This is a genomic window from Capnocytophaga sp. oral taxon 329 str. F0087 (assembly GCF_000213295.2).
Lineage (GTDB): Bacteria > Bacteroidota > Bacteroidia > Flavobacteriales > Flavobacteriaceae > Capnocytophaga > Capnocytophaga leadbetteri_A.
Genome location: NZ_KN389983.1, coordinates 74,461 through 91,090, shown reverse-complemented (window position 1 = coordinate 91,090; position 16,630 = coordinate 74,461). Strand labels below are relative to the sequence as shown.

16 protein-coding genes are annotated in these 16,630 nt (G+C 41.5%); 5 read left to right on the top strand and 11 right to left on the bottom strand.

From position 1 onward, the window contains the following. Nucleotides 1-69: 69 nt before the first annotated feature. The 3 genes from HMPREF9074_RS00410 to HMPREF9074_RS00400 are packed head-to-tail and all read right to left on the bottom strand — an operon-like array spanning nt 70 to nt 3,757. Nucleotides 70-1,971 carry a RecQ family ATP-dependent DNA helicase gene (locus tag HMPREF9074_RS00410; protein ID WP_009392176.1) on the bottom strand — a complete coding sequence of 634 codons (1,902 nt, stop codon included), beginning with the start codon at nt 1,969-1,971 and terminating at the stop codon, nt 70-72. 1 nt (nt 1,972) lies between these two features. Then, a complete protein-coding gene (locus tag HMPREF9074_RS00405; protein WP_009392178.1) occupies nt 1,973-2,716 on the bottom strand; it encodes an endonuclease I family protein in 744 nt (247 codons plus the stop codon). Between the two features lie 36 nt (nt 2,717-2,752). Next, nucleotides 2,753-3,757 (bottom strand): aldose epimerase family protein, encoded by a 1,005-nt coding sequence (locus tag HMPREF9074_RS00400; RefSeq protein ID WP_009392185.1) that lies wholly within the window; start codon nt 3,755-3,757, stop codon nt 2,753-2,755. 94 nt (nt 3,758-3,851) lie between these two features. Here HMPREF9074_RS00400 and pepE point away from each other — a divergent pair, with 94 nt between their 5' ends. Then, nucleotides 3,852-4,553 carry a dipeptidase PepE gene (gene pepE / locus HMPREF9074_RS00395; RefSeq protein ID WP_009392186.1) on the top strand — a complete coding sequence of 234 codons (702 nt, stop codon included), beginning with the start codon at nt 3,852-3,854 and terminating at the stop codon, nt 4,551-4,553. 58 nt (nt 4,554-4,611) lie between these two features. On the opposite strand, the gene HMPREF9074_RS00390 is transcribed toward pepE, so the two are convergent. The 5 genes from HMPREF9074_RS00390 to HMPREF9074_RS00370 are packed head-to-tail and all read right to left on the bottom strand — an operon-like array spanning nt 4,612 to nt 9,101. Next, the gene (locus tag HMPREF9074_RS00390) at nt 4,612-5,757 is read right to left on the bottom strand and encodes a peptidylprolyl isomerase (RefSeq protein ID WP_009392187.1); all 1,146 of its coding nucleotides are present in this window, start codon (nt 5,755-5,757) and stop codon (nt 4,612-4,614) included. A gap of 22 nt (nt 5,758-5,779) precedes the next feature. Further along, on the bottom strand, nt 5,780-6,352 hold the full coding sequence (gene gldI, locus HMPREF9074_RS00385) for a gliding motility-associated peptidyl-prolyl isomerase GldI (RefSeq protein ID WP_009392188.1): 573 nt from the start codon (nt 6,350-6,352) through the stop codon (nt 5,780-5,782). 7 nt (nt 6,353-6,359) lie between these two features. Next, nucleotides 6,360-7,370, bottom strand: coding sequence for a DHH family phosphoesterase (locus HMPREF9074_RS00380; protein WP_009392189.1), 1,011 nt, complete (start codon nt 7,368-7,370; stop codon nt 6,360-6,362). 1 nt (nt 7,371) lies between these two features. Further along, nucleotides 7,372-8,328 (bottom strand): electron transfer flavoprotein subunit alpha/FixB family protein, encoded by a 957-nt coding sequence (locus HMPREF9074_RS00375; RefSeq protein ID WP_009392191.1) that lies wholly within the window; start codon nt 8,326-8,328, stop codon nt 7,372-7,374. Between the two features lie 26 nt (nt 8,329-8,354). Beyond that, nucleotides 8,355-9,101 (bottom strand): electron transfer flavoprotein subunit beta/FixA family protein, encoded by a 747-nt coding sequence (locus HMPREF9074_RS00370; RefSeq protein ID WP_009392193.1) that lies wholly within the window; start codon nt 9,099-9,101, stop codon nt 8,355-8,357. A gap of 128 nt (nt 9,102-9,229) precedes the next feature. Here HMPREF9074_RS00370 and HMPREF9074_RS00365 point away from each other — a divergent pair, with 128 nt between their 5' ends. Next, nucleotides 9,230-9,889 carry a class I SAM-dependent methyltransferase gene (locus HMPREF9074_RS00365; protein ID WP_009392194.1) on the top strand — a complete coding sequence of 220 codons (660 nt, stop codon included), beginning with the start codon at nt 9,230-9,232 and terminating at the stop codon, nt 9,887-9,889. A 4-nt stretch (nt 9,890-9,893) separates the two neighbouring features. Here the strand turns inward: HMPREF9074_RS00365 and HMPREF9074_RS00360 are convergent, their stop codons facing one another. Then, a complete protein-coding gene (locus HMPREF9074_RS00360; protein WP_009392196.1) occupies nt 9,894-12,065 on the bottom strand; it encodes an endonuclease MutS2 in 2,172 nt (723 codons plus the stop codon). Nucleotides 12,066-12,429: 364 nt separating this feature from the next. On the opposite strand from HMPREF9074_RS00360, the gene HMPREF9074_RS00355 reads away from it, so the two are divergent. The 3 genes from HMPREF9074_RS00355 to moaCB are packed head-to-tail and all read left to right on the top strand — an operon-like array spanning nt 12,430 to nt 14,868. Next, on the top strand, nt 12,430-13,503 hold the full coding sequence (locus HMPREF9074_RS00355; RefSeq protein ID WP_009392202.1) for a HesA/MoeB/ThiF family protein: 1,074 nt from the start codon (nt 12,430-12,432) through the stop codon (nt 13,501-13,503). 19 nt (nt 13,504-13,522) lie between these two features. Next, the gene (locus HMPREF9074_RS00350; protein WP_034539232.1) at nt 13,523-13,951 is read left to right on the top strand and encodes a molybdenum cofactor biosynthesis protein MoaE; all 429 of its coding nucleotides are present in this window, start codon (nt 13,523-13,525) and stop codon (nt 13,949-13,951) included. An 11-nt stretch (nt 13,952-13,962) separates the two neighbouring features. After that, a complete protein-coding gene (gene moaCB, locus HMPREF9074_RS00345; protein ID WP_009392204.1) occupies nt 13,963-14,868 on the top strand; it encodes a bifunctional molybdenum cofactor biosynthesis protein MoaC/MoaB in 906 nt (301 codons plus the stop codon). 239 nt (nt 14,869-15,107) lie between these two features. Here the strand turns inward: moaCB and HMPREF9074_RS00340 are convergent, their stop codons facing one another. After that, nucleotides 15,108-15,341, bottom strand: a complete 234-nt coding sequence (locus HMPREF9074_RS00340; RefSeq protein WP_009392207.1) for a MoaD/ThiS family protein — start codon at nt 15,339-15,341, stop codon at nt 15,108-15,110. A gap of 2 nt (nt 15,342-15,343) precedes the next feature. Beyond that, nucleotides 15,344-16,429 carry an ABC transporter substrate-binding protein gene (locus HMPREF9074_RS00335; protein WP_009392209.1) on the bottom strand — a complete coding sequence of 362 codons (1,086 nt, stop codon included), beginning with the start codon at nt 16,427-16,429 and terminating at the stop codon, nt 15,344-15,346. Between the last annotated feature and the right edge of the window lie 201 nt (nt 16,430-16,630).

Genomic DNA, 16,630 nt, shown 5'->3' with positions numbered 1-16,630 from the left:
TGCCTCATCTATACATCTGTGCAAAGGTAGTAAAAAAAATGATATAACAAAAGATTTTTCTGAAATATTTTATTTTACAAAAAGTTCATTGCGCACCGTAAATTCTATTTTTTCTGTTATTAGCCATTCCTCTAAAATAGGATTGATAACCTCTTTAGTATAAGGCATTTTTATAAGTATATCTGAAGGACGAATAGGAGCTTTTTTCAGTAGCTCCCATAGTTCTTCTCTCACTTGTTTTTTGTCTATTTTTTTAGGCTTATGGTGAGCAATACAGTTAGAGCAAATACCGCAGGGGTGAGTAGTTTTCTCTCCGAAATACTCAAGCAATTGCTGGCTTCGACATTTTTTTTCGTTGTTTAAATACCTATATACTTCTTGCTGTAGGGCTAATTTAGTATGGTTGTATTCTTTGATGTTTTTACTGATACTGTTGATAGTGCGGTCGTCATCTCTAGGCAGATTGAAAGTTATTTGTACATCTGATTGTTTGTTCTTTAGTACTCCCATACCATCTCGGTCTATTTGCTCAAGATAATCAATGAGCTGATAGTAATTCAAGTCAGTGTATTCGGTTATTTTAGCAGTATCTAAAACCACTGGCTGACTATAAATTAGGGGATACGTACGTGCCAAATAAAAAAGAGTCGCACTTAAGTGCCTATGGGTGTGGTCATACTCTATCAAGGTTGGAATAGGGGCAGTAAGCTGAAAACTTACTTTATTATTGAATTGCTGACTAAGCGAAATTACTGAAAACCTATCTAATGCCTGTAAAGCGTTGTACGTTTTTAGGGTAGGGAGTTCATATAGCATACAAAAGTCAGGAAACATAAAACCATAAGTTTCATTAGTACCTTCGCCTATCGCTATTTTGAAATAACTATTGAGCTTAGCATAAACCAATTTCAAGAATGGAATATCTATCAGATAATCGCCCATTAGCTTTTCAGCAGTCTCAATGTCTGTTTCGTTGTAAATCATTATAGCCGATGCCGCTTTGCCATCGCGTCCTGCTCGTCCTGCTTCCTGAAAGTAATCTTCTAAGGTCAGAGGGATATTCCAGTGAATAACCATTCGCACATCGGGCTTATCAATCCCCATACCAAAGGCATTAGTAGCCACCATTATACGTACTTCATTGTCTAACCATAGTTTTAGTCGTTTGTTTTTCTCTTCAGAAGTCAGTCCTCCGTGAAAGAAAGTAGCAGTAAATCCTTGTGAGATAAGTAAGGAAGCCAAAAAGTCTGTGCCATTTCTACTTCGGGTGTATATGATAACACTGCCTTCGTTTTTCTTCAGTATCTGAAGCAAAAGATGGTGTTTGTCGTCCTCTTTGAATACTTTATAGCTGATATTGGGGCGAGCTAATGAAGTACTTACTATTGTTGCCTTTTCGATGGATAGCAGTTTTAAAATATCATGTTGCACCTTAGGGGTAGCTGAAGCCGTAAGGGCTAATAGAGGCACTGTAGGAAACTGCTCTTTTAGCCATTGGCATTTGAAATAAGCCGGACGAAAATCTTTGCCCCAATGCGATACGCAGTGTGCTTCATCGATAACCAAAAGGTTGATGTTCATTACCTTTAGGAAATTTTGTACTATTTCTTGTTGTAGTCGTTCGGGTGATAGGTATAAGAATTTGCACCCTGAGTACAAGGCATTGTTCAGCAAGCGTTCTAACTCGCGATAAGGCAGACTACCGCCTAATGAAATAGCATTAATACCCTTATTTTTTAGCGCATTTACTTGGTCGGTCATCAGGGCTATTAGGGGCGACACTACTATGCAAATTCCTTCTTTAAGCATAGCAGGTACCTGAAAGGTTATTGATTTTCCTCCTCCTGTAGGCATTAGTGCCAATGTGTCATTCCCTTTTAAAACTGATTCAATAACTGTTTTTTGTGGTGGACGAAAACTGTCAAACCCCCAATATTTTTTTAGTATTAGTTCAGGGCTTTCCATAGCCATATCAGTGTTGGTAAGCAGGGCGGACTAACTGAGGAAAGTCAATAAATGGATTTCTATTGCCTTGTGCTGTTTGTATCACATTATTGCGCTGCCGTTCAAAGTCTGAAACAGGGTCTTCATCATTCCATTTTAATAACATTTCAAGTCCACCGGTGCTAATATCACTATTCAGTTCTTCATTATAGCGCAAGTTTAGGTATAAAACCATCCGTGCGACATCGCCTTTCCATTCATCACCTGGGTACCAAGCACTTCCTATCAGTTTAGCCTCTCCTTCCCCTTCAGTAAAAGGGTGATTGCCTCGTCTTGAATTTACGCTTTTGTCGCACACTCTTAAGTGATGTAGGTCAGTAACCGCCTGAGTCACAATTTTTGATTTTGGGTAAATATGCTCGGTGTTGAACGTAGTTGGTGAATAACGTTTATTTCCTTCATATTCTTGCCAAAACCGCTCTTCCCCTGTGTAGACCAATACTACATTTTCAGGATTTTTTTTGCTAGCATCTGCTTTGTATAGGTATTTATGGCGGTCTTTATAACTTAAGAAGTTTGTGTGCTTAGCGATAGTAAGGGTAGCCAACTCATCATATAAGGCTTTTCCTGTTTTTTTAAAATCAACTCCTTGGTAATAGGCTTGTAGTTCAGTAGGTACCGTTACTTTTACTGGTTGTAACGGCGCGTTTTTATGAGTTTGGGTACACGATAAGAGTAGCCCTAAAAACAATATAAAATAAATCTTTTTCATTCACTTTTTGTGTTACTTGTTATTGGTATTCTTTTTCTAATCATTACATAGAAACTGAAATTCAGTAAAGTATTCGTACTTTTCTTCAGGTCTGAGTATTACACTGTCAAAATGAGGGTGTTTGGTAGCATCGGCATAGCCTTGTGCTTCAAAACAGATACCTCTGCTTTGTCCTATAGTCTTGCGATGAGCTACCTCTAATAAGGGCAGGTAATAGCCTGCGTATATGTGTAGCACAGGGTGATTAGTGCGTACTGTCATCACTAAGCTGCCCTCGCTGTTGGTTAGGGTAGCCATTATTTTTTCAGCATGTATTTCGCGCACAAACGAGTTGTCGGTATGAGCATATACTTTTTGACCCTTGCGGTAGTCTAAAGGTGAGCCTGCTACAGAAGGTCGTTCGCCTGTAGGGGTGAAAAAGCCTTCTTCTAAAGGTACATATTTATCAGCAGTTATTTGCAGCGTATTGCCCAGAATATCAGTGTCACTTTCATTTAGGTTGAAGTATGTATGCTGGGTAAGGTTTAAGATTGTAGGGGCATCGGTAGAGCCTTGGTAGTCTATACGCAGTTTATTGTCTTCGGTGAGAGTGTAGGTTACACGTACTACTACTTCCCCTGGGTAGCCCTCTTCGCCGTCTTTGCTAATATATTGCAGAGTTACAGAAGGATTTTTACCATTTTCTTTCACTAATACTTCCCAAAATACACTATCAAATCCTGTAAAGCCTCCGTGTATTTGGTTTTCGCCCAGATTGCAGTTTACTTGTACCTCTTTATCGTCTATATAGGCTTTCCCATACTTGATGCGCCCTGCATTACGCCCTATTACGGCACCCAGATAGGGATATTCAGCTCTATAACGATCGCTTATGTATTCTTCGAAGGTATCAAACCCTAATACACATTCTACTTTTTTACCTTTTACAGGTACTTTTATAGAGTTGATGATGCCCCCAAAGTTCATCACACTCACTTCCATACCGTTAGCATTGCGCAAAACGACAGTTTGCAATAAATCTGTATTGTATGTCTTCTTCATTACTTACTTAATTTTAGGCAAAGATAAAAAATAATTATCAATTGGCAATTATTTTTTATCTTTGCCACTGATAACCTAAAAACGTATTATACTAATGAAAAGACTTTTATTAGCCAGTACCTCTACTGTTTATGGAGGTACCTATCTGTCTTATTTACAAGAAGAGCTTACTGACTTTTTTGCAGGAATTGATAAAATTCTCTTTATACCTTATGCACGCCCCAGTGGTATCACTCACGATGAATATACCGCTATTGCACAGCAGGGCTTTGAAAAGATACAGAAGAGGGTAGTGGGGCTACATACCTTTGCCGACCCTAAAGCAGCATTAGCGCAAGCAAAAGCTATCTTTACAGGGGGAGGCAATACTTTTTTGCTTGTTACACGCTTGTACGAACTCGGTTTGATGTCTATTTTGCGCGAGGTGGTAGCTGGAGGGACGCCTTATATGGGTACTAGTGCAGGTAGTAATATAGCAGGACAGACGATGCAAACCACTAACGATATGCCTATTATCTATCCGCCTTCTTTTCAGACGCTGGGGGCTGTGCCTTTTAATATCAATCCGCATTATTTAGACCCTGACCCTCATAGCAAGCACAAGGGCGAAACGCGTGAAACTCGCATTAAAGAGTTTCATAAGTTTAACGATATACCCGTAATAGGTTTGCGAGAAGGCAGTTGGCTACGAATTACTGATGACCAAATAGAGCTAAAAGGCAATCTTACTGCCCGTGTTTTCTTAAAAGACCAGCCTCCTTATGAAACCACTGATTTAAGCCCTGTATACCCCTAAAAATAAAGAGACGATGTTTTTGAGCATCGTCTCTTTATTTACTAATTATCTAAAATTCTTAATTCATTTTAGGTGCAGCCATAGTGCCAGTGATTTCTATATCAAAAATCAAATCGCTATTAGGTGGGATAACATCACCTGCTCCTGCTTCGCCATATCCTAAAGTTGCTGGGATAAATACGCGTATCTTATCGCCTACTTTCATAGTGAGAAGAGCTTCTTTGAACCCAGGTATCAATTGAGCTGAAGGAGTATAAGGGAAAGGAATAGGTTGATAACCGTTTTGTTGCTCGCGCATAGCTTGGTATTTGCCATAACTTTCTTCTACTTCTTTGATGTTAGAGTCAAAAAGAGCCCCGTTGCGCAAATAACCTGCATAGTTTACCATTGCAAATTCGGTTTGCTTAGGTTGTTTACCTTCGCCATTGTTTATAGTAAAGATTTTTACTCCAGAAGGCAGTACTTTAGCTTGAGGTTCTTGCACTTTTATTTCTTCTAAAAACTTAGCAGAAGCACGTTTTACACGCTCTTCTTTCTCTTTTTCTCTTTCAGCTACACTTTTGAAGTAGTTGTCGAATACCTTTACAGCATCAAACTTTTCAGCGTCTTTTCCGTTGGCAACAATAGTGATATTCTTTATTTTGATGTCTTCATTAGGGCGGTCTTGACCATTTCTTGGAGCCTTAGCGATAGCATCTATCACCTCTTCACCTTTTACTGTTTCGCCAAATACTGTGTGTCTGCCGTCTAAGTGTGGGGTAGGTACTTGAGTGATGAAGAACTGGCTGCCATTGGTGTTAGGGCCAGAGTTTGCCATTGATAAAATCCCTTTTTTGTTGTGCCTAAGTGAGGGTACAAATTCATCTTCGAAGCGGTAACCAGGATCGCCCATACCAGTGCCGGTGGGGTCACCACCTTGTATCATAAAACCATCTATTACACGGTGGAAAATAGTACCATTGTAGAAAGGTTTTCCTTTGTATTCTACTTTTACGAAATTGTTTTTACCTTCGGCTAAGGTTACAAAGTTAGCTACCGTAGTAGGTACTTCTTTGTAGTTGAGTTTTACCACAATATGTCCCTTAGTAGTTTCGATGTCAGCAAAAAGACCATCGCCTAAATCTTTATAGGCTTTCTTTTGCGAATTGCAACTAAAGAATACAAACATTGCCGATAGCAATGCGATTAAATTCATTTGTCTCATATACTTATTTAAATAAAATTACTTATTCAGGGCGAGGTAATACCTTCTCTGGATTCTTTTCTATTTTAAAAACTTCTATTTTGGCTATAATAGGCTGGTTATAGCTTATTTTATCTTTATCGCCTCGATAGCCATATGCCACGCTTGACGGAAAAAAGAACACCCCGCTTTCTTTCTCTTTTAATAGTTTGAGAGCTGAGCGCAAGCCTTGGAAAACTTCTTCTTTATCTACATGATAGCGGTATTCGCCATCAGGTTTTTCTTGGTACAGTTCATTACCATTTAGGTCTGACAGGCTATAGTCATAAGTTACTATATCGCCAAACTGTGCTGTGTAATCAGCTTCAGGGTTTTGGTGTAGGTAGTAAAACTTAAATCCGTGCTGAGAGTCTAAGAAAGTATGCAGCGTGTCCTTTTTGATGATATCGTCTATCAGCGCTTGCTCTTTTGCTAAGAGGGCTTTGTTCTTTACAGCTGATTCTTTCAAGAAAGTGCTAGTCTTCTTACTTACAGGATGGCGTGCTTGTCGGTCAGCACAACCTACCAAAACTATGCCAAGGGCACTTAGGAGGCCTATTTTTTTTAGTATATTCATTATTTTATTAACTGTTCTTTTGTATGAAATCAGGAAGTACACTTCTGAAGTAGGTTACAGCCTCTTCTATAGTGCCATCATATCTGCCGCCTGCCGCATTGATATGTCCGCCGCCGTTAAAATGCTCGCGTGCAAAACGATTTACATCGGTAGTGCCTTTAGAGCGCAATGACATTTTAACGTAATCCCCCTCTTGAATAAAAATCACTGCCAGACGGGTGTTTTTTATCGTCAGTCCGTAGTTTACAAAGCCTTCGGTATCGCCCTTTTGGTGGTTGTGCTGCTGTAACTCTTCAGAAGTCAGGGTGATGTAGGCAGTATCCCACTCTTCTACATACACCAAGTTTCTTAAGGCTACGCTTAGCAACTGTAACTTATTGTACGAATTGGTGTCGAATACCAGACTGTTTATCTGGCTATTGTTAGCCCCTTGATCTATCAAGAAAGCCCCAATTCTGAGCGTATCGCTGGTAGTAGTAGGGTATTTAAAATTGCCAGTATCGGTCATTAGCCCTGTGTATAGGCAGGTAGCTATATCACTATTTATAAGAGCTTTGTCGCCCATTGCTTCTATAAATCTGTACACCATCTCGCAGGTAGAACTCGCACTCGGGTCAGAAAAAGTTACTTGAGCGTAATCTTCTGGTGCTTGGTGGTGGTCTATCATTACAAAGGTAGCTGCTGTTTGCTTTTCTAATAGTCCGCTAAGACTATCAGCGCGCTTTAGGGAATTGAAATCAAGTGTGAAAATAAGCGTAGAAGCCTCTATTTGAGTTTTTGCCCTCTCTTGGTCGTTGTCGTATATGATAATATCATCAACCGCAGGTAGCCATTTTAAAAACTCAGGGAAATCATTAGGCGACACCACTGTAGCATTTAGCTGAAGCTGCCTTAGGTAGAGGCATAACCCCAAACAACTTCCGATAGCATCGCCATCAGGATTTTTGTGGGGTATAATGCTTATTATAGGCTGCTGCTGTAGCCACTTACAAGTTGTTTCAATATCGTGTGTATTCATATTATTGTCGCGCTTTTAGCTTTTTGATAAGTTCAGGCACTACACTGAAAGCATCGCCTACTACTCCGTAGTCGGCAGCCTTAAAGAAAGGAGCTTCAGGGTCGTTATTGATTACCAATTTCACTTTAGAACCGTTTACGCCTGCTAAGTGCTGTATAGCTCCTGAAATGCCGATAGCTATATAAAGGTTAGGAGCTACAGGTTTTCCGGTTTGTCCTACGTGCTCAGCGTGAGGACGCCAACCCATATCGGCAACGGGCTTAGAGCAAGCTGTTGCAGCCCCGAGTACTTCGGCAAGTTCCTCGATGATACCCCAATTCTCTGCCCCTTTTAGTCCGCGTCCGCCTGATACTACTATAGCAGCCTCGTCTAACGATACTTTATCAGTGCCTTTTTCGACAGCCGTTACTTGTACATCGAAATCAGTATCAGCAAGAGTAGGCACGAAAGGCGTTACAACTGCATCGGTAGGATTTTCTTTTACCCCGAAAGCATTGGGGGCAATGCTCAATAGTTTTACAGGAGTAGAAAGTTGCTGGATAGCGATAGCTTTATTAGAAAATACGTGGCTCTTTACGCTAAAAGTACTGCCGTTTTCGGGCAGCGAAATTACGTTGGCAGCGTAGTCAGCTTTTAGATAGATAGCCAATAGAGGGGCTATATGTTTAGCCTGCGATGAGGCACTGAGTACTACTACCTTAGCATCTTCTTGTGCTGCTGCTTGTTGTAGTGCGTGAGCTACCGCTTTAGCAGAAAAGTGTTGTAACTTTTCATCGTTTAGTGTCAAGACCTTATCTACCCCATAAAAACCTAGTTTTTCAGGGTTTTCTACATTTACAGCAAGGGCTACTAAAGGTACATTTTGTGCGGTAGCAAGGCTACGTGCATAGGTAGCTACCTCGTAAGCTGATTTCTTTACTTTTCCGTTTTCAGCATCAATATATATTAGAATGGACATTTTTTTACTTTTTAGGGGTTAATAAGTTAGATTACTTTAGCTTCGTTTTCGAGCAGATTGATGAGCGTGTCTAAATCATCGGCAGCTATCATCTTTACAGGTTGTTTAGCAGGCATTTTTTCAAAGCCAACAATAGTCGTTCCTTTGCTTGCTGCTTCAGCAGCTCGTACATCGATGGCTTTGGTACGCGCTGCCATTAGGTTGCGCATATTGGGTATGCGTAGGTCTTTCTCTTGGGTAAGTCCCTTTTGCCCAGCGATTACCAGTGGCAGCGATGCCGAAAGTAGCTCTTTGCCGCCTTCAACCTCGCGGGCTGCTGTTACGCTATTGCCTTCTATTTCTAATCCTATACATTTATTGATGAAAGGGAGGTTGAGCAGGGCAGCTAAGTAGCCGCCTACCATTCCACCGTTGTAGTCTAAGGACTCTTTGCCACAGATGATAAGGTCGTATGCCCCCTCTTTGGCTACTTTGGCTATTTCAGTAGCTACCATAAGGGCATCGGTAGGGGTGGCATCTATGCGGATAATGTCATCAGCCCCTATGGCATAAGCCTTGCGCAGTATAGGTTCTGTCTCGGCTGTCCCTACATTGATGAGGGTAATGGTTGTCCCCAATTTTTCTTTGAGCAATATAGCCTTAGTCAAGCAAAATTCATCATTCGGATTGATGATAAACTGTACGCCCGTAGGGTCGAATTTGCGATTATCAGGGGTGAAATTTATTTTGGAAGTAGTATCGGGAACACTACTGATGCATACTAATATCTTCATAATACTATTTGATAATAATGTTTACTTTTGAAAGGGTAAAAGTACGCTGTTTTGCGCAACTGTGCAAACTATTTGATAAAAAAATCGTACATTTGCACGCTAACTAATTGAAAATCTAATTGAAAGCAATGAACCCTCCTGTAGATGATATGCGCGTTTTAGGGCAATTATTGCGCTGCCCAGAAGGAGAAAAAGCACAAGCGGTAGGCGACTATCTTTTCTCTTCTAATAGCCAAATGATTTATACCACTATTGATTGTCTGCCTTTAAAAGCTCATATACGAGTGCTTGAAATAGGCTTCGGCAATGGCAAACACCTGCCTTATTTGCTAGAGAAAGCACCGCAACTACAGTATGTAGGAGCCGAAATCTCAGCAGCTATGGTAGCCGAAGCTATGGCTTATAACCACCAATGGGTGCAAGAGGGGCGTGCTACTTTCTGCCAAGTAACTGCTGAAGCATTGCCTATAACTGAACAACCTTTTCAGTTGTGTTTTTCGGTTAATACTATCTATTTTATCGATGACTTAGCACGCTATTGTGCCACTATCTATCAGAGGCTTGCCCCACAAGGATTGGTTGCACTGACGTTTATCGACAAGGCAGTAGGAGAGAAAGCCCCTTTTGCCAAAGAGGGATTTCAGTTCTATACCCCCGAACAGATAGCCGATATACTCGCTAAAGCAGGTTTTACAGCTATCAGTCAAAAGTCTTTTAGGGAAGTATTAACTACCAAAAACGGTAAAGAAATCACCCGTGACTATTGGGTAGTAACGGGTGAAAAATAGGGACTTACTTCATTTTTTGTACTAATTCGAGTTCATCTAAAGCTACAGTGGTGGTAAAGGCACCGTAATTGATGACGGCTTTTCCTTTTTCTATTTTGTCGATAGTACCCACACTGCGCCCGTCTTTTATACGGACACGGTCGCCGAGAGCCAGCGCGCGTTGTAACTTCTCTTTAGCAGCTCGTTCTTGTGCCATACGCTCTTTCTTCTCTTCCTTGCGCTGTTGGCGGATAGCCTCCATTTGCTGATGTACCTCTTCGGTAGTAGCTTTCTTTTCTTCTTTTTTCTGGCTGCGCTCTTCCTTGCTCAGCTGTTTGCGCTTAGCGTTTTCTGTCTCTATCAAACGCAGTATCTCGGCTATGAGCGGACGGCGTTTGCCATCGTAAAAGTAACGCTCCGCTAATTGGTCTACCCGCGATCCTAAGGTTATCATACGCTGACTTTGGTCGTACAGCTCTTGGTAGTTGATGAGTTTGCTCTTTATCTTGTCGTTTAGCTCTTCTAATCGTTTGGCCTCTTCGCGCGCTTTTATCTCCTCGTCTTTTAGCGTTTCGGCCGTCTTTTCCATTTTGCTGCGCTCTTTTTGCAGTTTGGCTATGGTGGCATCAAAGCGCACTTTTCCTTTTTCAATCTTTTTCTTAGCTCGGTTGATAAGGCTGAAAGGAATGCCATTTTTCTGTGCTACCTCAAAAGTGAAGGAGCTACCTGCTTCACCAATAATCAGCTTATAGATAGGTTCTAACGTCTTGTCGTTGAAAAGCATATTGGCATTAGAGGCGTGAGGCAATTCGTCGGCAAGTATCTTCAGATTAGTATAGTGAGTGGTGATAACCCCAAAGGCTTTGCGGTGGTAAAACTCTTCTAAGAAAGTCTCTGCCAAAGCTCCTCCCAGCTCAGGGTCGCTACCAGTACCAAACTCGTCTATCAGAAAGAGGGTGCGGTCATTGCATTTCCTCAGGAAATAATTCATATTCTTTAGGCGATAACTATAGGTACTCAGATGATTTTCAATTGACTGATTATCACCTATATCAGTAAGAATATGCTCGAATAGGCACATTTGTGACCGATGGTGTACAGGCACTAACATACCGCTTTGGAGCATCAGCTGTAGCAGTCCGATGGTTTTTAGGGTGATACTCTTACCCCCCGCATTAGGTCCGGATATTACAATAATGCGGTTATCATCCGTCAGCTCGATAGTCTGCGGATAGGTAGTAGCGCCCTTGCGCGCATTGCTAAGGTAGAGAAGAGGGTGATATGCCTCGCGCAGGGAGAGCGTGCGCTCTTCGGTTATATGGGGCAAAAGAGCGTGCATCTGATGGGCGTACTTAGCTTTGGCATAAATAAGGTCGATGGCTGTGATATAGCGCTGATAGTCCTTTAGCAGCTCTCTGAACTCACTTAAGAAAGCGGTGAGTTCGCGCAATATACGCTGTATCTCTTCGCGCTCATCATAGAGCAGGTTAGAAAGCTCGCGGGAGTAGAGCTCCGTCTGGCGAGGCTCTATATACACTATACTGCCCGTTTTGGAGCTACCCAGCACTGTGCCTTGCACCTTACGGCGGTACATAGCTTTTACTGCCAATACACGGCGATTATCGACCACCGTTTCGCGTATGTCGTCTAAATAGTCAGCAGTGTTGTACTCGGCAAGCGCACGACCGAAGCTCTCGTTTATCTTGCCTTTTAGCATACTCAGTTCGCGCCGAATATTTGCCAATGCAGGCGAAGCCTCACTCTTTATCTCGCCGTACTTGTCAAGCACTTTCTCGATAGCTGTAGTAATTTCAGTGGTATATTCTACACTATCAGCCGTAGCAAATAGAGTAGGGTAGAGCATAGCAAAATGCCTAAAGAAGGCTATTTGCGTATTTACCACCTCGCTTATTCGGTGTATGCGACTGATACCACTGGTTTCGAGCACTGCATTTTCTACTTTTAACAACTTAATTTCAGCCGATATAGGTTCGCAATAGTGTGAAGGGATAGCGTTGTTATTCTCTAATGAAGAGAGATACTCATTCACCTGCTGAAGAGCCATCCGCAGATTTTCTTTTTCGGTAAAAGGTTTGATGCGCAGCGCGTATTTCTTACCGAGTTCGGTAAGGCAAAGGGCTGCTATTTGGTTGAGTACCGTAGGGAACTCTAAGTCTTCGAGTGTTTTTGTATTCAAGGTAATGATGATATTAAGGGCTATAGGTAAGCCTTAGCCATAACAGGGTGCAAAAGTAGTGAATTTTTGTTAATAGACAATTGATTGCTTATCTTTTGGTGGGGCAAAAGAGACTGTCAAAAGGAATATTGCATTATTCGTAAGGTTTTGCTGTTTTTGTTGCTAATTTGATAATAGAATTTCTTTGGCATTCCTATATTCTTCGTATATTCATTGTATATCCTTCCTATACTCGAGGTATAATTGCGGAATTTTTAATATAAGTTGCGAAATAGCTAAAAAAACTCATATGGTTTAAAAACTTATAAAATTTGTTTATTTGAAAAAAAATATTTACCTTTGTGCTATCAATTTGTAACGAACTATGCGTTATACCCGACAGATACAGCTTTTTGGAGCTGATAACCAACAGAAGTTGCTGGAAAGCAAGGTGTTAGTAGTAGGAGTGGGCGGTTTAGGCTGTCCGCTATTACAGTTGCTCTCGTCAGTAGGCGTGGGCACGCTGGGCTTAGTTGATTTTGACAAAGTAGAAGCCCACAACCTGCACCGCCAATTTCTTTTTGACGAGGCTTGCGTAGGGATGCTTAAAACCGATGCCGCTGTAGCGCGTTTGCGAGCGCGCAACCCTCAGACGGTACTGCACGCTTACCCTTATGCCCTGACAGCTGACAATGTGTTTAGCACTATAGCCGATTATGATGTGGTGGTTGATGGCACTGATAACTTCAGTGTGCGCTACCTGCTCTCTGATGCTTGTGCTATCGCTCGCAAACCCTTAGTGTATGGAGCGTTGTATCACTATGAAGGGCAGGTGAGCGTTTTCAACGTTGAAAAAGACGGCTATACGACCTCTTACCGCGACCTTTTCCCCGTAGCACCGCAGCCTAATGAAGTGCCTACCTGTAATGAGGCGGGTATTCTGCCCACTATTTCATCGATGATAGCCCATTTTCAGGCAAATGAAGTGGTGAAACTCCTTATAGGCGACCTCAATAACGCACTTATTCATACTTTATTGCTGTTTAACACTCAGAATTATCAACTTACTAAAATAAAATACAATATGACGGACAAAAAAGCTCCCTCTACTGCTGAAGAAGTACAACAATTTAACTATCCCGCCTTCTGTCACCAACCTGTAGGAGACGAACTCACCACAGTTGAAGCCCTTGATGCTTTCTTAGCCCAAGAAAAAGCCGTTTTGGTAGATGTGCGCGAAGAGGATGAACAGCCCAAAATAGACCGATACACGGCTTTATCATTACCGCTCTCGGTACTGCCTACCCAATGGGAACAACTAAAGGCGTATGACCATATCTGCTTTGTATGTGTAGCAGGTGTGCGCAGTATGAAAGCCCTTAATTTTGCTAAAGAAGTATTGGCTGACAAAGACCTAAAGAGTTTTAAACAAGGCTTTTCGCCTTTAGTTAATGTGTAACCATAAAACCCTATATAATATGAAAAACATTTTTAAACAAGGGGCTATACCCGCTACATTGGTGGCTGAAAGCATAGCTAAACATCAGGTAAAGACGCAAATAGGCGGACATAGTATCTTCTTAGGACAGGTACGTGCTGACCAGATTGAGGGCAAAACGGTAAGTGCTATCCTCTTTACCGCTTATGAGGATATGGCAAACGAAAAAGTAGCTGAAATACGCGAAGACATCATCACAAAATACCAACTATCGTGTGCGCATATCTACCATTCGTTGGGCGAGATAAAGGCAGGCGAACTCTGTTTTTTCGTCTTCACCTCAGCCCCCCATCGGAAGGCAGCCATACAGGCTTGTGATGAAATGGTAGACCGCATCAAAAAAGAAGTACCTATCTTTGGCAAAGAACTCTTTGGAGATGGGACTCATCAATGGAAAACTAACAATTAATAAAAAATAAAGTGGTTAATATTACGCATAAAAGCAATACCCTGCGCCAAGCTATCGCTACCGCAGTAGTAGCCGTAAGTGCCGAAAGCACTATTGCAGCTATTAAAAACAATCAAGTACCCAAAGGGAATGTATTCGAGATGAGCAAGACAGCAGGACTATTCGCTGCCAAACGCACCAGCGATATGATACCTGACTGCCACCCGCTGCCTATTGAATATACACATATTAGCTTTGAGGTAAAAGAATTAGAGATACACATTTTTGTAGAGGTGCACACTATCTATAAAACAGGGGTAGAGGTAGAGGCAATGCACGCGGCTTCGGTAGTAGCCCTTACTCTTTACGATATGCTAAAACCTATTGACAAAGGCATAGAAATACGCAATATCCGTTTGGTAGAGAAGAAAGGAGGTAAAACTGACTACAAAGAAGCAGCCGAAGGGCTTACAGCATCGGTGATAGTATGTTCTGATAGTATTTTTGCGGGCAAGAAAGAAGATAAAGCAGGCAAGGCAATTATAGCACATTTAGAACGATATGCTATTCCGGCTACTTATACTATTATACCCGATGAAGTGGCTGATATACAGAGCCGTGTGAAAGAGGCTGTAAGTGCAGGTACCTCTTTAGTACTTATCACAGGAGGTACTGGCTTATCTCCTCGCGATGTTACTCCTGAAGCTGTACGTCCGTTATTAGACAAAGAAATAGAGGGAATAGCCGAGACTATTCGCAGCTACGGACAAGACCGCACTCCTTATGCTATGCTTTCGCGCAGTGTAGTCGGCACTATAGGTAATAGCTTAGTGCTTGCCTTACCAGGTTCGACCAAAGGAGCTACCGAGTCGATGGAGGCTATATTCCCTGCGGTACTGCATATCTTTAAAGTACTTAAAGGCGCAAGGCACGAGTAGAGAGACGAATTACGAAATAAGAAAGGCTTATGAGAAATAGAAAAGTTATCTTAATAGTATTATTAGTGCTAATGTTTGTATGTGTAGGATACCTAATTATAACCAGCAATAGTACATTAGCTAAAATAGTGTGGGGTATAGCAGGTATACTCTATACCATAACTTTTGTGCTAAGTATGCGGCAAAAAAACTGACAAACCTATAGTATAGATTTGTCAGTTTTTGATGGTTAGTTATCATTATCCTCCGGAATAGGGAGGGAGTAAAGCCAATTCGGCATTAGGGGGTATGATTGCCTCATCGCTTGCTTTTTGGTTGTTGATAATTACAAAATAGGTCATACTGCTAAGTGCAGGAAACGCTGTATGTAGCTGGGCTTTGAGCTCAGCTACTGTTTTTTTAGTGAAAGCAGTAGTATAGGTATCAGTACCTAATACTTCTGTCAGTTTTCCGAATACTTTAATTGTTATCATTGTTATTTGTTTGTTATATCAGGTTGAGCCCCTATGATGTCTCTTGTTTCTATATAATCCATCTCGTAGTGGTAAAACTTCTTAAAAAACTCTTGGGTAATAGGTACGATATCACCTTTGAAATACTCGGGGTAAGTTAGGCTTGCTAACCATATGCTACCCATAACACGTCCTAACCCCGGTGGGCGGTCTATCCAGCCAAAAGGACGCCAAGGCACTTGGTATACTTGGTTTTCCTTCACGGCGCGCAGTTGTTGCCATATCTTCTCTTGGCGGATAGCTTTATAGCTGTACAAATCGTCAAAATTACCCGACCATACCAATATCATATCAGGGTTCCAGCGGTAAATCTGCTCGATAGATACATTCGTCTTGCCTTTGCCAGGGAGTAATTCTACTTCGGCAATGTTCTTACCCCCTGTATAGTTGATAAGATAGCTATGCAATGAGGTAGGCGGTTCGGTTTGCAATCCGTTCATTCCTTCGGCATAGTAGATAGTCTTGCGTTTGGTTTTGGGTATAGTAGCTACTACTTTAGGAATGCTATAGCAGTATTTTTCTATGAAAGCATTGAGTTCTTGAGCTTCTTTCTCCTTGTGCAAGAGCGTCCCTAAGAGGGTAAGCGCTTGGGTATACTGCTCAAAATCGCCGCTAAATAGCACTACGGGTATCTTTGTTTTCTGCTGAAGTATGTCAGCTCGCTCTATTTCTTTAGCTCGTTCGGCTTCTGTTTGTAGCGATACCGTTAGCAGTATCACCTCAGGCTGTAGCTTGATAATCTCTTCAATAGGCGTACCTGTTACGTAGGGTTTTCTTTCGTAAAAACCTTTTTTTAGGTACTTCTTTTCGGAATCGTTGTAGTTAAACACCCTATTTACAGGTAGTAGCGTATCAAGCGCATAGATTAAATGCACTGAGGAGCGGTCTATAAAAGCCTTGCTGATGCTTTTAGGTACTAGTACTTTGCGTCCTGCCATATCGGTAAGAGTTACTTTTTCGGCAGAGGTATTTTCTGTTTGTTTTTTAGGGGTATTATCGCACCCTACCATTAGTAAGATAGCAATAAAAAGATATACATAATTTCTCATAGTGAAAGTATAAAAAATTGAAAAACGCTGCAAATATAATAAAAAATGCTTTGATAGATTGCTACCAAAGCATTTCTATTAAGAGTAAAAACAAAAATTTTATTCTATAAATATGAACCACACATCTTCTCTATCTATTTTTACCGCCTCCGTTATTACCGCCTTTGCCTCCGCCATTATTGCCACCTTGTTTAGCGGCTG

Coding starts and splice junctions, on each gene's coding strand:
- HMPREF9074_RS00410 (WP_009392176.1), bottom strand. CDS start 1,971: ATGGCTATGGAAAGCCCTGAACTAATACTAAAAAAATATTGGGGGTTT.
- HMPREF9074_RS00405 (WP_009392178.1), bottom strand. CDS start 2,716: ATGAAAAAGATTTATTTTATATTGTTTTTAGGGCTACTCTTATCGTGT.
- HMPREF9074_RS00400 (WP_009392185.1), bottom strand. CDS start 3,757: ATGAAGAAGACATACAATACAGATTTATTGCAAACTGTCGTTTTGCGC.
- pepE (WP_009392186.1), top strand. CDS start 3,852: ATGAAAAGACTTTTATTAGCCAGTACCTCTACTGTTTATGGAGGTACC.
- HMPREF9074_RS00390 (WP_009392187.1), bottom strand. CDS start 5,757: ATGAGACAAATGAATTTAATCGCATTGCTATCGGCAATGTTTGTATTC.
- gldI (WP_009392188.1), bottom strand. CDS start 6,352: ATGAATATACTAAAAAAAATAGGCCTCCTAAGTGCCCTTGGCATAGTT.
- HMPREF9074_RS00380 (WP_009392189.1), bottom strand. CDS start 7,370: ATGAATACACACGATATTGAAACAACTTGTAAGTGGCTACAGCAGCAG.
- HMPREF9074_RS00375 (WP_009392191.1), bottom strand. CDS start 8,328: ATGTCCATTCTAATATATATTGATGCTGAAAACGGAAAAGTAAAGAAA.
- HMPREF9074_RS00370 (WP_009392193.1), bottom strand. CDS start 9,101: ATGAAGATATTAGTATGCATCAGTAGTGTTCCCGATACTACTTCCAAA.
- HMPREF9074_RS00365 (WP_009392194.1), top strand. CDS start 9,230: ATGAACCCTCCTGTAGATGATATGCGCGTTTTAGGGCAATTATTGCGC.
- HMPREF9074_RS00355 (WP_009392202.1), top strand. CDS start 12,430: ATGCGTTATACCCGACAGATACAGCTTTTTGGAGCTGATAACCAACAG.
- HMPREF9074_RS00350 (WP_034539232.1), top strand. CDS start 13,523: ATGAAAAACATTTTTAAACAAGGGGCTATACCCGCTACATTGGTGGCT.
- HMPREF9074_RS00340 (WP_009392207.1), bottom strand. CDS start 15,341: ATGATAACAATTAAAGTATTCGGAAAACTGACAGAAGTATTAGGTACT.
- HMPREF9074_RS00335 (WP_009392209.1), bottom strand. CDS start 16,429: ATGAGAAATTATGTATATCTTTTTATTGCTATCTTACTAATGGTAGGG.